Annotated in this window: 13 protein-coding genes; 3 read left to right on the forward strand and 10 right to left on the reverse strand. The window is 65.4% G+C overall.

The window, feature by feature from the left end:
* Positions 1-57: 57 nt before the first annotated feature.
* Positions 58-1491 carry an OmpP1/FadL family transporter gene (locus AC54AF_RS19985; RefSeq protein WP_496637927.1) on the forward strand — a complete coding sequence of 478 codons (1434 nt, stop codon included), beginning with the start codon at positions 58-60 and terminating at the stop codon, positions 1489-1491.
* Positions 1492-1811: 320 nt separating this feature from the next.
* Positions 1812-2222, forward strand: coding sequence for a tail fiber protein (locus tag AC54AF_RS19990; RefSeq protein WP_496637928.1), 411 nt, complete (start codon positions 1812-1814; stop codon positions 2220-2222).
* Here AC54AF_RS19990 and AC54AF_RS19995 read toward each other — a convergent pair.
* From AC54AF_RS19995 to wrbA, 9 genes are read right to left on the reverse strand one after another with little or no spacing between them, the layout of a single operon-like run.
* Positions 2186-3307, reverse strand: a complete 1122-nt coding sequence (locus AC54AF_RS19995) for a threonine aldolase family protein (protein ID WP_496637929.1) — start codon at positions 3305-3307, stop codon at positions 2186-2188. The two genes, AC54AF_RS19990 and AC54AF_RS19995, sit on opposite strands and share 37 nt — an antisense overlap.
* A 9-nt stretch (positions 3308-3316) precedes the next feature.
* Positions 3317-3991, reverse strand: a complete 675-nt coding sequence (gene leuE, locus AC54AF_RS20000) for a leucine efflux protein LeuE (protein ID WP_496637930.1) — start codon at positions 3989-3991, stop codon at positions 3317-3319.
* Positions 3992-4002: 11 nt separating this feature from the next.
* Entirely contained in the window at positions 4003-5856 is a 1854-nt protein-coding gene (locus tag AC54AF_RS20005; RefSeq protein ID WP_496637931.1) for an ABC transporter transmembrane domain-containing protein, read from the reverse strand.
* 50 nt (positions 5857-5906) lie between these two features.
* The gene (locus tag AC54AF_RS20010; RefSeq protein WP_496637932.1) at positions 5907-6983 is read right to left on the reverse strand and encodes a lipocalin-like domain-containing protein; all 1077 of its coding nucleotides are present in this window, start codon (positions 6981-6983) and stop codon (positions 5907-5909) included.
* Entirely contained in the window at positions 6983-9574 is a 2592-nt protein-coding gene (locus AC54AF_RS20015; protein ID WP_496637933.1) for an FtsX-like permease family protein, read from the reverse strand. Before AC54AF_RS20015 ends, AC54AF_RS20010 begins: the two co-directional genes overlap by 1 nt.
* A complete protein-coding gene (locus AC54AF_RS20020) occupies positions 9562-9984 on the reverse strand; it encodes a DUF4124 domain-containing protein (RefSeq protein ID WP_496637934.1) in 423 nt (140 codons plus the stop codon). The genes AC54AF_RS20015 and AC54AF_RS20020 overlap by 13 nt, the downstream gene beginning before the upstream one ends.
* Positions 9981-11396 (reverse strand): FAD-binding oxidoreductase, encoded by a 1416-nt coding sequence (locus AC54AF_RS20025; protein WP_496637935.1) that lies wholly within the window; start codon positions 11394-11396, stop codon positions 9981-9983. Before AC54AF_RS20025 ends, AC54AF_RS20020 begins: the two co-directional genes overlap by 4 nt.
* A gap of 11 nt (positions 11397-11407) precedes the next feature.
* Positions 11408-11818: a DUF2069 domain-containing protein gene (locus AC54AF_RS20030; RefSeq protein WP_496637952.1), complete on the reverse strand. Its 411-nt coding sequence runs from the start codon at positions 11816-11818 to the stop codon at positions 11408-11410.
* Complete coding sequence (wrbA, locus tag AC54AF_RS20035) at positions 11818-12426, reverse strand: NAD(P)H:quinone oxidoreductase (protein ID WP_496637953.1); 609 nt, start codon at positions 12424-12426, stop codon at positions 11818-11820. Before wrbA ends, AC54AF_RS20030 begins: the two co-directional genes overlap by 1 nt.
* Positions 12427-12493: 67 nt before the next feature.
* Between wrbA and AC54AF_RS20040 the strand changes: the two genes are divergently transcribed.
* Entirely contained in the window at positions 12494-13870 is a 1377-nt protein-coding gene (locus AC54AF_RS20040) for a YihY family inner membrane protein (RefSeq protein WP_496637936.1), read from the forward strand.
* Between the two features lie 13 nt (positions 13871-13883).
* Here the strand turns inward: AC54AF_RS20040 and AC54AF_RS20045 are convergent, their stop codons facing one another.
* Positions 13884-15875, reverse strand: a complete 1992-nt coding sequence (locus AC54AF_RS20045; RefSeq protein ID WP_496637937.1) for a DUF6630 family protein — start codon at positions 15873-15875, stop codon at positions 13884-13886.
* Between the last annotated feature and the right edge of the window lie 5 nt (positions 15876-15880).

Genomic DNA, 15880 nt, shown 5'->3' on the forward strand with positions numbered 1-15880 from the left:
TTGAGATGCCCGCGATAGTGTGCCGAAGATAATTTCATATAATAAAGAGAGACCAACTTGAAACATAAATACCTGCCCCTCCTGATCGTTGCCGCGTTCGCCGGCATTTCCTCCACCGCACAAGCATCGGGCTACCGTTTCGGCTCGCAAAGCGTTTCCGCCCAGGGCACGGCCGATGCCAGCGGCGCCGAAGCGGCCGACGCCTCGACCATTTTCTACAACCCGGCCGGCCTGTCGCGCCTGGAAGGCACGCAGTTCATGGGTGGCGGCACCCTGGTGGTGCCGCATTCGACCTATGAAGACACGGGTTCGAGGACCTTTACCGGCCGCATCCCGGGCGGCACCACCAAGGATTACGCGCCGGACGCCGTCTTCGCGCCAGCCCTGTATGCCAGCAAGAAGGTCAATGATCAATGGACCGTCGGCATGGGCATGTTCGTGCCATACGGCGCCAAGCTCGATTATGGCAATGACTGGAGCGGCCGCTATGCGATCACCAACATCAAGCTCGACGCCATCGCCCTGAATCCTTCCGTTTCCTTCAAGGTCAACGAACACCACTCCTTCGGTTTCGGCGTCACCGCTGAGCACATGAAGGCGGAACTGGGCCAGGCCGTCGACGTGCCGGGTTCCGTGGCTTTCCTGGCTCAGCACGCGCCAGCCGCGTCGCAAGCCTTCCTGGCCAATATCGCCAAGACGCAGGGCCTGGCCGCCGCGCAGGCAGCTGGCGCAGCACTCAAGGGCGCCAAGGATGGCCATGCCTCGATGGATGGCGACGACTGGGGTTTCGGTTTCAACCTGGGCTATCTGTACCAGATGAATGAAGGCACGCGTTTCGGTATTTCCTACCGTTCGTCGATTTCGCACAAGCTGAAAGGCGACACGATCTGGGACTTCTCGCAAGTGTCGGACAATGCCGCCGTAAATGCCTTTATCGCCAAGGCATCGAACAAGGTCAATTCCAAGGCGCTGGTGGAAGTGCGCACGCCGGAAACCCTGTCAGTCAACGCCTTCCATCAGATGGATGATCGTTGGGCCTTGATGGGCGACGTCACCTGGACCCGCACCTCGCGCCTGGAGAATCTGGACATCCAGTTCCCGCCGACGGCCGAAGGCCCGGAGCGCATCCGCCAGCAGTGGAAGAACACCTACCGCGTGTCGCTGGGCGCCAACTACAAGTACAGCGAAAACCTGTTGCTGCGCGCCGGTATCGCGCATGACCAGGCGCCAGTGCGCAGCGCCGAACTGCGTCATCCAGCCCTGCCGGACAGCGACCGCATGCAGTACTCGATCGGCGCGAACTGGAAGCTGAACGCCAATTCCTCGCTCGACCTGGCTTACAGCTTCATCGACTTCAAGGATGCCACTGTCAACTACAAGAATGACTGCTCGCCGGTGACCCCTGGCTGCACCGGCAACGGTGAAACCACCAAGGGCCTGTTCAAGACCCGCATGCAGTTGATCGGTCTCGCTTACAACTACAAGTTCTAAGCAGGTAGTGGCGGCCAACCCGGCCGCCATGAAATGGAAAAAGCGCCTTCGGGCGCTTTTTTTTGTGCGGTCTGGGCGGGATGGGCAGGCGGCGGTGCTTCGAAGGTGTTTTCGGGATGTTGAACTTGTTTTTCGAATATGTCAATTTGTCACTATAATGCACCTTGCCATACATCTTGAGTGGCTAAAAACCGACAAGGACAAGACATGCAAATGGATATTTATCAACGCAACAGCGAGGAAGTAGAACGCCTGGCTGTTCCCGCCAGTACCTGCCCATTGGTGCGGCGTTGCGCGCTTGACGCCGGGGAGCGGTGCTCATGAGCCCCACGTTTCCCTCGGTGCAGCCGTTCTACACGGGCTTTGGCGACCCGCCCGTCGGCGCGGTGGTCGCCTTTGCCGGGCCTGTCGCTGACACAGCTTCTCCCGCCGGGTCCCCCGTCGAAGCCTTTGGTTGGCTGGTCTGCGACGGCCGCATGCTGGCCGCCGAGCGCTATCCGGAATTGTTTACAGTGCTCGGGTATCTGTATGGCGGCGTGGACGGGCAGTTTCAATTGCCTGACTACCGGGGCCGCTTCCTGCGCGGCCATGCTGGCGGCACCGGTGCGTGCACCGACATCGGCCGGGGGGATGGACCTGCCCAGCCGGATGCGCGGCCCGATAGCATCGACGTCAACTATCTGATCAAATTCACCTATGGCTTGCGCATGCAGCCGCCATTTCCGGCCTGATTGCCGCGCATGCCCTGATCCAGCAGGCTCAAGGCATGCCGCACGCTGTCGTCCGGCAGGTCCAGCAACTGGTCTCCCACATACCATTCCACCACGCTGTGCCCGGGGAGGGCTGCGTGGCTGGCGCGGCCGAACAGCCAGATGCCGTGCTCCTCGGCCACCTGGTTGCGAATGGCGATGGCCCGCTCGCGCGAGACGGGCAAGTGCAGATGCAGCATGTTGGCCTGCGGCTGGGCAGGGTTGACGGCAATGGCCGGATAGTCGCGCAGCAGCGCGTACAGCCATTCGGTGCGCGCAAAATACTGCGGCATGGCGGCGATGCGCGCGTCGAACTGCATGGCGGCGGCCACCACCCAGGGCGTGCGGTGCACGATATTGCCGCCCTGGCGGTGGAACCATGCGCGCGCCCGTTCGACGAACGGGCGGCTGCCGGCCAGCATGGCGCCACCGAGGCCGCCGATGCCCTTGTACAGCGACACATACACGGAATCAAAGCCGGCGCAGATGGCGGGCAGGGGCTGGCCAAAACCGGCTTGCGCTTCCCACAGGCGCGCGCCATCCATGTGCAGGTGAATGTTGTGGTCGCGGCAGTGCCGTTTGATCTCGTTCAGATCTTCCCACGAAGGGCACTGGCCGCCGATTTCGCGCATCGGCAGCTCGAGCTGCGCGGCGCCCAGCGCATCGGGCACGGCCCGCAAATCGTCCACCGTCCACGGGCGGTGCGGGTCGCCGAGCATCAAGCCCTTGAAGTGATCGAGCAATGCATGGTTGCCCCGCTCGTGGCGCAGGATGTGCGACGTCGGATGCAGCGCCACCAGCGAGGAACCCCGGTCCTGGCACGCCAGGCGCAGGGCAGTCACCTGCGCCATGGTGCCCGTGATGCAGAACACGGCCGCCTCGAAGCCGAGCAGGCTGGCGATCTTGTTCTCGAACTGTTCGATCAGCGCGCCTTCGCCATAGGTGTCGTGCGCGATGTCGTTGGCGTCGCACCAGGCGGCCATGGCGGCGAAGGTGGCCGCTGGCGTGGGCTGGCGCTGCCCAGGCAGGATGGTATGGCAGCGCTGGCGCAGCTCAAGCTCGTTCACGGTCGTTCCTTACAGGGTGGCTGTGGCCAGTTTTGCACCGAAGCCGATGAACATGGCGCCCACGCCGCCGCCCATGCCGGCCGACAGGCGGCGACGGCGGCGGAAGGTCTCGGCCAGGCGCGCGCCGACAAAGATGATGGCCGTCAGATAGCTGAAGCTGATCACCTGGCAGATCAGGCCCAGGCCGATGAAGGACAGCACGGGATTCGGGAAGGCCGGGTCGACAAACTGGATGAAGAAGGAAATGAAGAACAAAATGGCTTTCGGGTTCATCAGGCTGATGATCAGGGCCTTGCGGAACGGATCGCTTTCCTTGGCGGTGCTTGGCGCCACTGCCGCTTCGCCGTCGACGGCACCTGGCGCGCGCAGCTTGCGCCAGCATTGGACCAGCATCTGCAGGCCGATCCAGCCCAGGTAGGCCGCGCCGATGTATTTCACGACGTAGAACAGGGCCGGGCTGGCTTTCAGCAGGGAAGCGACGCCGCAAGCGGACAGCACCATCAGAATCAGGTCGCCGGCGAAGATGCCGAAGGCACCCTGGTAGGCGGGCCGCACGCCGCGCTGGGCGGCGACCGACAGCACATACATGGAATTGGGACCGGGCAGGATGACGATGAAGATGGTGCCCAGTAAAAAGGTCCAGAAATCGGTGATGCCCAGGTTGGCGTGGAAAAGTGCGTTCATGATGGTTCTGTTTAATTGATTTGTGCGTGATGGAATTGCAGGGCCGCCAAATTGGCGTAGATGCCCCCCAATGCGACGAGCGAGGCATGCGTGCCCGTCTCGACGATCTTGCCGTCTTCCATGACGATGATGCGGTCGGCCCGCTGCACGGTGGCCAGGCGGTGCGCGATGATGACGGTGGTGCGGCCCACCATGGCCGCTTCCAGCGCCTTTTGCACCAGGCGTTCCGATTCCGCATCCAGCGCGCTGGTCGCTTCATCGAGCAGCAGCAGCGGCGGGTTCTTCAGCAGGGCGCGGGCGATGGCGATGCGCTGGCGCTGGCCGCCGGACAGGCGCACGCCCCGTTCGCCGAGGAAGGATTTATAGCCATTCGGCAGGCGCTCGATGAATTCGTGGGCGGCCGCCATTTTCGCGGCGGCGATGACTTCCTCGTCGCTGGCGCCGGCGCGGCCGTAGCGGATGTTTTCCATGGCGTCGGCCGAGAAGATCACGGTATCCTGCGGCACGATGCCGATGGCGTCGCGCAGGGTATGCAGGTCGAGCTGCTTGATGTCCACGCCGTCGAGGCGGATGCTGCCGCTTTGCGGGTCATAGAAGCGCAGGAACAGCTGGAACAGCGTGGTCTTGCCGGCGCCGGAAGGGCCGACGACGGCCACCGTTTCACCGGCGCGGATGTCGAGGCTGACGTGATCGAGCGCGTGGGTGTCGGGGCGCGACGGGTACGAGAACATGACATCGTCCAGCGACAGCGCGGCGCCAGTGGCGGCGCGCGCGGGCAGCGGCAGCGGCGTGGCCGGGGATGCGATTTCCGATTTGACGGCCATCAGTTCCAGCAGGCGCTCGGTGGCGCCGGCGGCGCGCTGCGCTTCGCCCATCACTTCGGACAGGGCGCCGATGGCACCGGCCACGATCGACGCGTACAGGATGAACTGGCCCAAATCTCCGCCCGTCATCGCGCCTTCCAGCACGGCGCGCGCGCCCAGCCACAAGACAAACACGATGGTGCCGAAGACCAGCAAAATCGCGATCATGGTGAGCAGGGCGCGGGCGCGAATGCGGCGCATGGCCGTCATGAAGGCGCCTTCGACGGAGTCGCCGAAGCGTTTCGATTCGATTTTCTCGTGCGTAAACGCCTGCACGGTGGGCATGGCGTTGAGGATTTCGCCGGCCATGGCCGAGGCGTCGGCGATGCGGTCCTGCGAATCGCGCGACAGCTTGCGCACGCGGCGGCCAAACACGATGATGGGCACGACGACGAGAATCAACAGGCCGATGATGATGCCGGCCAGCTTGGCGCTGGTGACGAACAGCATCACCAGGCCGCCCAGGAACAGCAGCACATTGCGCAGCGCCATCGAGATGCTGGTGCCGACCACGGCCTGGATCAGGGTCGTGTCGGTGGTGATGCGCGACAGCACTTCTCCCGTCTGCGTCGTTTCAAAGAATGCGGGGCTTTGCGTGACGACGTGGCGGTACACGGCGCTGCGGATGTCGGCCGTGACGCGCTCGCCCAGCCACGACACCGTGTAAAAGCGCGCGGCCGTGGCCAGCGCCAGGATGGACGCCACGCCGAACAGGGCGAGGAACACCAGGTCGACGTGCTGGATGCTTTTTGAGCCGGCCGTGCCGCCGAAACCGAGGTCGATCATCTGCTTGAAGGCGGCGGGAATGGCCAGGGTCGAGGCGGCGGCCACCACCAGCGCGATACCGGCCAGGAAGAACTGCTTGCGGTACGGCGTCAAAAAGGGCATCAGGCCCTTGAAGGCGGCCAGGCTGCCTTTTTTCAGTTCGCGGCTGGTGCCGGTGTCGGGGGACGGTGCGCTTGCGGTGGTACTGGTGCTGCCTGTTTCTGTGCTGGTTGTCATTGTTTTTCGCTTGGTAGGTACTGTATCCGGTCTTGCTTACTTATAATTGCTTACAACTTCATCGGCTGCACGTAGCCCGTCATTTCCAGGTAGGCGCGGCCCACAGGCTGGCCGTCGCGCTCCACCGTCACGGCGCCTTCCCAGTACACGGCCCCCGTCGAGCGGCGCGAATCGAGCTCCTGGTCCGCTTGCAACGGCTTGATCTGCCAGCGCGTGGGGCCAGTGCGGATCTCGGTGGCGACCGGATATTCGGCCTGCGTGCGGGGCGAGCGCCACAGCTGCGTGGGCGTGAAATCGACGTCGCCGGGCGCGTACTGCGTCATCTTACCGGACGCATCGCGCCATGTCGCGTGCGCCCATAGTTTAGCACCTGTCTTGCTGCGGATCTGGAAGGCCATCAAGGCGCCGCCATCATCGAGGTTGGCGCCTATCCAGTTCCAGCCGCTGGCGTCCGCATCGAGCACCTGGCTCGACCACTCGTGATCGAGCCAGGTGGTGCCCGTGACGGTTTCCGGCTTGCCGCCCGCGCGCGCGATGGTGCCACGGGTAGCAAGCTGCGGCTCGCTGTAGTAGTAGCTCGATTGCGCGGGCCGGGCGCCCTTGCGCGAGTAGCCGCCAACGCCTTGCAGCAGCGCGGGCTGCGTGGGGGCCAGGGTCAGTTGTAGTGAAAAATCGCGCGCGGCCAGGCTGACCCGGTAGCTGCCGTTCGCTTGCCGCTGCATGCGCCAGTCGTCGAGTTTCACGTCCGTGTCGCCCACCCTGGCGTAGGCCAGGCCGAAACCTTCGCGCGCGCTTTTTTCGTCGTGCAGCAGCTTGCCCACCTTCGGGTCGGACAGGGCCGCGTGGCCGATGATCAGCTGTTTCGGCGCAAACGCGCTGGTGTTGTTCGTGTCGGTCGCCGTGGCGCTGCGAAAGAAGGTCACCTGGTAGCCCAGCTGTTCGCCGCCCGCGGTTTTTACCCAGCCGGTGGCGTACCACCATTCCGTCTTGTACGCGGGATGGGCGCCAAAGTCGTGCGGCAGGCGCAGGGCCTGGCCGGCCGGCAGCGGCGTGACGGGGGCGAATGCGGGCGGCGCGGCGACGGCGGCGGCGCTGCAGAACAACAGTAGACAAGTCAAACGGCGCATTACCAGTCCTCCCTGACGGCGCGGATGGGGCCAGCGGACAGCGCCTGGCGGCCCGCGATCAGCGCCGTGGCGGCAGCTGCCGTCAGCAGGGCGCCGGCCACGGTGGCGATCAAGGGCCACGGCAGGTGCAGCTGCATGGTCCAGTGGAACGATTGCGGATTGACGATGAAGACCAGCACAAAGCTGATCAACAGGCCCAGGATAAAACCGGTGGCGATGCCCAGCGCCGTCAGCGCGCCGCCTTCGAGCGCCAGGATGGACAAGATCTGCGCGCGCGTCACGCCGACGTGGCGCAGCATGCCGAATTCGCGCGCGCGCGCCAGGGTCTGCGCGGAAAACGTGGCGGCCACGCCGAACAGGCCGATGACGATGGCGATGGCTTCCAGCAGATACGTGACGGCGAAGCTGCGGTCGAAGATCTGCAGGCTCAGGGCGCGGATGGCTGAAGGATTCGACACTTCCAGACTGGCGCCGAAGGGCAGGCTTTTCAGGCGCTGTTGCAGTGCGTCGCCGGTGGCGTCCTTGGCCAGCCACAGGGCCGCATCGCTCACGTCATTGTCCCCGGTCAGGGCGCGGTAGTCGTCCAGCGGCATCTGGATGGCGCCGGAAGAGCGCGCGTAGTCGCGCCAGATGCCGGCGACGAAGAACTTGTGCAAGCCGCCTGCCAGCGGCAGTTCGATGCTGTCGCCGGGCTTGTGGTTGTAGAGGTCGGCCGCCGCTTCGGATAGCCACACGGGTTTCGCGCCATCTGGCACGGGCACGGTGTCACCCACCAGCACCATGCTCTTGCCCGGATCGGCCAGGTCGACAGGGCGTGCCAGCAGCGCCACATTCGGGCGGTCGGGCGCCAGCGACAGCGAGCGCACGCGCTGGAAATCCACCCTGGCCACCTCGGGCAAGGCCTTGATGCTGGCCTGTTCGCGTGGATTCAGGCCGGCCGTCCCGCCGCTGGCGGCCGTGCGCGCATACACGTCGGCCGGCAAGATCTGCAGCAGCCAGTCGTCGACGGAGACGCGGAAACTCGACACCATGATGGCCATCGCCACCATCAGGCTAAAGCTCGACAGCACGCCACCGAGGGCGATGCCGGCCTGGCCCGAGGCGTTCGCCAGGCGCGCCAGGGTCAGGCTGCGCACGGGCGCGTGCAGGCTGATATCCGTGCGCAGCCACGCGCGCTGCAGGAAGCGGAAGACGACGGCCGCCAATTGCGGCATCAGGGCGATGGCGCCGATCAGCAGCAGCGCGATGGACAAGTAGCCGAACAGGGGCAGCGCGAACACGGGCGGCAGGGACGTCAGGGCGCCAGCCAGCAGCAGGCAAGCCAGCGCCGGCCAGGTTTTCGCCAGGCGCGTCGTCACGACTTCCTCGCTGCCTGATTTCAGGGCGATGGCGGGGGCGGCGCGGGCCGCTTCCAGCGCAGGGGCCGCGCAGCCCAGCAGGGCCACGCCGAGGCCGAGGGCGAAATACACGAAGGCGGCGACGGGCGTGAATTGCACCTGCGGCTGCACGCCCGCGAAATAGCCGGCGCCCAGGTCGCCGCCGAAGAAGCGCAGGGCGACAGCGGCCATGGCGTAGCCGCCGGCGATGCCCAGCGCGGCACCGACGATGCCGAGACTGGCGCCTTCGAGCAGTACCTGGCGCAGCAACTGGCCCCGTTCCATGCCCAGCACGCGCAGCAGCGCGAACTGGCCGCGGCGGCGGATGACGGACAGCGCCTGCGTGGAAAAGACCAAGAAGGCGCCCGTAAACAGGGCGACGAGGGCCAGCACCGTCAGGTTGACGCGGTAGGCGCGGCTGAGGTTATTGTTGCGGCTATTCTGGTTTTCGTCATTCGGCTGGCCCACCTGGAAACGCCCCGGATACTGCGCCTCCAGCGCGCGGGACAGATCCGCCTGGAAGGCGTCGCGGTTGACGCCCTGGCGCAGTTTCAAGTCGATGCGCGACAGCTTGCCCAGCTTGTTGAAGCGCCACTGCGCCGCGCCGATATCCATCACGGCGATGCGCTGGCCGGCGCGCGCCCGCTGCAGCGAACCTGCCACGCGCAGCGGCACCGTGCCCGTGCCCGACTGCAGGGCGACCTGGCCGCCTTCGGCCACAGCCAGCCAGCGCAAGGCGGCCGGCGACAGAAAGACGGCGTCGTCGGCCAGCGTGTCGAACGGCTGGCCATCGGCCGGCGCGCCGATCAGGTCGGGCGAGATGAAGCCGGCGCGGAAGACGTCGAGCGCCAGGATATGCAGCGGGCCGCCATCCTTCTTGCCCGCCACCGTGGCCTGCAGTTCCAGCACGGGCGAGGCGACGGCCACGCCGTCGCGCTGCGCCAGCCACGGGTAGATGGCTTCGTCGAACAGCGCTTCGCGCCCCGCCACCTGCACGTCGGCCTGTCCGGACAGGCTTTTGACGGCCGTGGAAAATTCATTGAAGGCGGCCGCGTTGATCAAATGGATGGCAAAGCCCAGCGACACGCCGATAGCGATGGCGAGGATGGCGACCAGGGCGCGCACGGGATGCGCGCGCCATTCGCCCAGCAGCAGCCAGCGCGACAGCAGGCGCGTGCCTGCAGGATTTGCTGCCGGCGCCCTCAATTCAGGCATTCGACGGCCAGGCGTTCGCCGGCGCGCCGCGCTTTCAGTTGCGCCGCGTCGCGGTGCTTGTCGCCCGCGCCGACGGCATCCTGCGCCGCCCATTTTTGCTCCAGGCGCAGCTGGGCGCAGTGCTTCTCGTGCGTTTCCTTCTGTTTGGCGGCCCGTTCGCGGGCCTGGTCTTCTAGCTTCTCGCGCTGCTTGCGCGCCGCTTCCATCTGGTTCGCTACCCGTTCCTGGCGCGTGGCCGCGCCCTTGTCGGCGGCGGGCGGAGGCGAGGGCACTTCCAGTATCTGCAGCTGGCCGGCCGTGCAGGGCGTGGCGCTATAGCTGGTCTGGCCATCCTGCACGCATTTGTAGACGTCTTGCGCACTGGCCGAACCGGCCAGCAAGGCCATGAGCACGAGGGACGGCGCTCTCACAATATCTTCCCCGGATTCATGATGTTTTGCGGGTCCAGCGCCAGTTTCACGGCGCGCATCAGCTGCAGTTCCAGCGGCGACTTGTAGCGGGCCAGGTCATCCTTCTTCAGCGCGCCGATGCCATGTTCGGCCGATATCGAGCCGCCAAAGCCGTGGACCTGGTCGTGCACGATGCGGTTGATGGCATCCTGATTGGCCAGGAAGTCGCGATCAGTCATGCCGGCTGGCGGCGCCACGTTGTAATGCAGGTTGCCGTCGCCCAGGTGGCCGAAGCACACGAGCTGGCAGCCGGGGAAGGCGCTTTCCAGCGCGGCATCCGTGACGCTGATGAAATCGGCGATGCGGGAAATCGGCAGCGAGATATCGTGCTTGATGTTCTTGCCGGCCTGCGCCTGGGCCAGCGGAATATGCTCGCGCAGCTGCCACAGGCCTTCGGACTGCGCCACGGAACTGGCGACGACGGCGTCCTCGATCAATTCGTCTTCCAGGGCTGCGCCGATGCTCGCTTCCAGCAATTCGACGGCATGCGCCTCGGACTGGCTGCTGGACAGTTCCAGCAGCACGTACTGGTCATGCGGGGAGGTAAATGGGCGCGGCAACTGGGGGAACTGCTGCGCCACCAGTTGCAGACAATATTGCGACATCAGTTCAAAACCCGTCAGGCTGGCACCGCACTGGTCCTGCATCAGGCTTAATAGACGCAGGGCGTGGGCGGGCGAGGGCATGGCGGCCAGCGCCGTGATGCAGGCTTTCGGCTGCGGATACAGTTTCATGACCGCGCCGGTAATCACCCCCAGGGTGCCTTCGGCGCCGATGTACAGGTCGCGCAAGTCGTAGCCCGTATTGTCCTTGCGCAGGCCGCGCAAGCCGCTCCAGATCTCGCCCTGCGGCGTGACCACTTCCAGGCCCAGACACAGCTCGCGCGTATTGCCGTAACGCAGTACGGCCGTGCCGCCCGCGTTCGTGGCCAGGTTGCCGCCGATGGTGCAACTGCCTTCGGCCGCCAGCGACAGGGGGAACAAACAGCCGGCGGCGCTGGCCGCTTCCTGAATGGTTTGCAGGATGCAGCCCGCGTCCACCGTGATGGTGCGGTTGACGGGGTCGAGGGCGCGGATGGCGTTCAGGCGCGCCAGCGACAGCACGATGGCCGTGCCGGCGGCATCCGGGATGCTGCCCAGAACCAGACCCGTATTGCCGCCCTGCGGCACGACGGGGACTCGCCATTGCGCGCAGGCGCGCAGCACGCCGGCCACTTGCTCCACGCTGGCTGGGCGCAGCACGGCCAGGGCCTTGCCGGTAAACCTGTCGCGCCAGTCGGTGAGGAAGGGCGCCATGTCGGCGTCCAGGGTGAGGACGTAGGTGTCGCCCAGCAGGTCGCGGCAGGCGGCGAGGAAGTCGGCTTGGTCAGTCATAGGCTTGTCGCTCATTTCTTGATGCTCACTTTATTCACTTTTTCCAGCAGTTCCCTGGCCATGCGCTTGGCCGCTTTCTTGTATGGGCGCAGATACAGCACGGCGCAGGCAAAATAGATGCAGACGATGGCCGCCTCGCCCCAGGCCATCAGGGCCGAGGTGGCGTTCGTGTCGCTGTAGCCGCGCACCACGCCCTCTGTAAAATACAGCAGGATCACCATCGACGACCATTGCAGGGTGTAGACGTCGCGCTTGATGACGCCGTACAGGGGAATGAGCAGCGGCGCCGCCTTCAGCGCGACCCAGGAGCCGCCCGGCTGCAGCGGCGCGACGACGGTTTCCCACAGCAGGCACCAGAAGATCAGGGTGACGAGGCTGGCGATGGCGCCCCAGTGAAAATACTTGTGCAGTGTGCCGTGCATCATGCGCCTGCCAGTTTCGCGGCGTTTTCCGCCAGGCGCCGGCCCAGGGCGATGGCCAGGCGTTTTTCATCGTCGCTGAGCGCCTTGTCGCCATCGATGCCCGACCAGTGCGTGGCGCCATACGGCGAGCCGCCGGTGGACGTCGTCATCAGTTCGGGATGCGTGTAGGGCAGGCCCATGACCAGCATGCCGTGGTGGAAGAGGGGGATCATCATCGACAGCAGGGTCGATTCCTGGCCGCCGTGCAGGCTGCCCGTGGACGTGAACACGCAGGCGGGCTTGCCGGACAGGCTGCCGGACAGCCAGTCGCTGGCAGTGCCATCCCAGAAGTACTTCATGGCGGCGGCCATGTTGCCGAAGCGCGTGGGCGACCCCAGGGCCAGGCCCGCGCATTCCTGCAAGTCCTCCAGTTCCACATAAGGAGCGCCATCAGGCGGGACTTCCGGCGCCGTCGCTTCCGTCACCGTCGAGACGGCGGGCACGGTGCGCAGGCGCGCATCGCAGCCTGGCACGCTTTCCACTCCCTGGGCTATCAGCTCGGCCAACTGGCGCGTGGCGCCATGGCGTGAATAAAACAATACGAGAATAATCAGATTGGTTGGCTTCATCATTGGTATTATAGGGCGCTTTACAGCCTGATACGACTGCTGTCATGGCGCCGTTCTGATTTTGCACATGTTTTCAAAATATATACTCCCCATCTTTCAATATCTGTGGCGCGCCCTGAGCATGGGACTGGCCGTCGTGCGCGGCCTGACCTGGTCCGAGACGCGCGACCTGCTGCAGTTCGCACGCCGCCGCGTGCGCGAAGAAAGCCTGCCGCAAGTGGCCGGCAGCCTGACGTTTGCCACCGTGTTCGCGCTGGTGCCGCTGCTCACTTTGGCGCTGGCCATCTTCACCACTTTCCCCCTGTTTAATACCTTCCGTCACGCGCTGGAAGACTATTTCGTGCAAAGCGTGATGCCCAAGGGCATATCGAACACCATCCTCGGCTATCTGACGACGTTCGCCTCGAAGGCCACGCGCCTGTCGGCCATCGGCGCCGGTGCCCTGATCGTCACGTCGGTGGGCATGATGGGCTTGATCGAGCGCGTCTTCAACCGCATCTGGCGCGTGCGCCAGGAGCGCCGCTGGACCAAGCGCCTGCTTGTTTACTGGGCCATCGTCACTCTGGGGCCGCTGCTGGTGGGCGTGTCGCTGACGGTGACTTCGCGCGTCTTCATCGCCACCAGCGGCGTGGTGGGCGCCGTGCCGTTCCTCGGTACCGTGTTCTATACGCTGGTGTCGATCGGCCTGACCATGCTGGCGTTTACCCTGCTCTACATCGCCGTGCCGAACCGCGACGTGGATTGGCGCGACGCGGCCTGGGGCGGCCTGCTGGCCGCGCTGGCGTTCGAGGTGGCCAAGCGGGGCTTCGGCGAATTTATCCAGGAATTTCCCACGTATTCGCGCATCTACGGCGCGCTGGCCGCCTTGCCGCTGTTCCTCGTGTGGATATACCTGAGCTGGATGATCACCCTGGTGGGCGCCTTGCTGGTGGCCGCCTTGCCCGTCGTGAAATACGAGCGCTGGTGGTACGAGGCGGCGCCGGGCAGCGAATTCGTCGACGCCGTCGCCATCCTGAAAGTGCTGCACCAGGCCTGCCACTGCGCCGATTCGGCCCTGGTGGGCGCGGCCGAGATCCGCCGCAGCACGCGCCTCGGCTTCGAAGAGATGGAAACCCTGCTCGACAAGATGGTGCAGCAGGGCTGGGTGGGACGAGTCAATGTGGAGGGCGCCGTGCGGGTGCAGTGGGGCAAGCGCGTGGCCGACAGTTCCGACCACTGGGTCTTGCTGGGCAATGTCAACCGCATCAGCCTGGCCGATGTCTACCGGCTGTTCGTCTTCGGCGGCATGCGCGTCAATTCCGGCTATCCGGCCGGCTCCACCAATGAACGCGACATCAAGGCCGCCATCGAGGCGGCCGCCCTGGCGGCGCAGGTGGAAAATGCCGTGGAGCAGGGACTGGGGTTGACTTTGGCGCAGCATTTCGGGGCCGTCAAATGCAATTGAACGGCCCTTACTCTTAGTACACTACGGGCCGCAAGGCTGCCTGCAGCGCCACCTTGCTGAATGCGGCCGCATCCTGCTCCCGCACCACGCCCAGATAATACGTGTCCTCGCCGCCGTGCATGTTCACCAGGCGCAGCTGATGCGGCGCCAGGTGGGCGGCGATGGCGGCCAGGCCCTCGGCCATCGCGTCGCCATCCTCGCGCTCCGCCCAGGAAAAATCGCGCAGTGCGGGCAGGCCGATATGCTGCGCGATGCGCGGCACTTCATCGACGGCTTTCCAGTCCAGGGTGGTGCCGTGGCCCAGCGCATCGGCGGCCGTGGACCAGAGCAGGAAGAAACAGGCCGCTTCGGGCGTGTCGCCTTCGTATTCCTCTTCCAGATCGTCCTCCGCCAGTTCTTCCAGCGTGATGTCCACGCAGCGCGCGGCCAGGTCCGCATCGCCTTGCAAGAGCAGGGCGGCCATGGCGCGCAACTGCTCGCGGTCGGCCTTGGCCAGGATTTGCGCCGGCGTGAAGCTGCGGCGCTTGACGGATTTTTTCTTGCCCAGCCCCATGGACTCGCTCAACTGGGCTGTGATGGCCGCCTTGAAGTTTTCCACGGTGTCGAATTGTTCCAGCAGCTGGCCCGTGAAATCCATGCTCCAGGCCATGCCATCCTTGACCACATATAAAAAATCGCTTTGCACGGCCACGCCGCGCAGATGGTGGGCGGGCGGGTACAGGGGCGTGAACGCCTGTTTGCCATCAAGCGTCAGCATGCAGGCCAGGCCTTGCGCATCGATGGCGAAGATCAGGTTCTTGCGCAGCTTGGGTGGCGACGAGGTGGTGGCGCAATCGATGGCTTCGTACTGGCACGGTGCCAGCAGCTCGCCCTGGCTATTGATCAGGCCAAACAGGAAGCGCCCGGCTATGCGCTGGCTGACGACGGCGATTTTTTTCTTCGTGCCGAAATCCTGCACGGAGCTGTAGGCCGGCGGCACCACGACCTTGCCTGTCTTGTCGAGCACGCCGCAGACATTGCGTTCGTCGTCATTGTCTGTCTGGCGCTCGATGTCGATCAAGCCGTCTTCGCGCTCGCACATGTTGTCGACCCTGTCGATGAGCAGCGCGCCATCGGGCAGGCGCAGCAGGCGGCTGGCGCCGTCTGCATCGATCTGTTGCAGCAGATGGGGGCTGATCACATACAGGGCGCCGGGGGCGGGCGGCAGCACCACCGTGCCATTGAGGTCCAGCACGCCGTGCGCGTCGGGGGCGTCCGCCGTGGCAAAGGTGATCCAGCCTTCCTCCGCATCGTGTGCACTCAGGTCGACATAGCGCTGCGACAGTGGCACGAGCCAGCGGCCATAGGGCGTGACCAGACCGGTGACGGCCGGTTCGCCGGCGGCGCGCACTTCATAGCACAACGCGTCTTCCTCCCATCTCACTACTTCCAGTCCTTGCAGGAAAGGCAGTTCGTCCGCGCCGAGTTCCTCGACATCGGCCAGCTGTGCGCTGGCAGACGCCGACCAGTAGCCGGTGGCGGACGATGCGGCGCCGGCGGCCAGCAGGGGCGCCAGCGCTTCCCGCTCGCCGCGCTGCAGGGCGAGGTGCAAGGCTTGCGCCTCGGTGCGCAGGGCGTCGAGCCCGGCCGCGTATTGCGGCGTGCCGATATCGTGCGGGATCAGCTGCACGCAATCGAGGATCAGCCACGCCTGCCCGCCGGCCAGTAGGGCGCTGATGGCGCTGCGCGCGACGATGGATGCGGCATCGCGCGGCTTGTCCATCAGGGCGGACAGCGCTTGCCAGCTGGCCTGCGCCTGTGCCATCGGCGCGGCCAGCACGCAGGGGCAGTCTTCGCCATCGCCGTAGATGGGCCAGGCGGCGGCTTGCGCATCGGCGCCGACGAGCAGCTTGAACAGCATGGGCGTGTCCAGCCGCCATTCGGCCAGGCCCGTGATGGCGTCGGTGTCGAAGCCGGTCTGGCCGGGTAAAAAGGCGGTGCTGAACAGGGCTGCGGTATTGATCATGGATA

Source organism: Janthinobacterium sp. JF4, assembly GCF_059617925.1.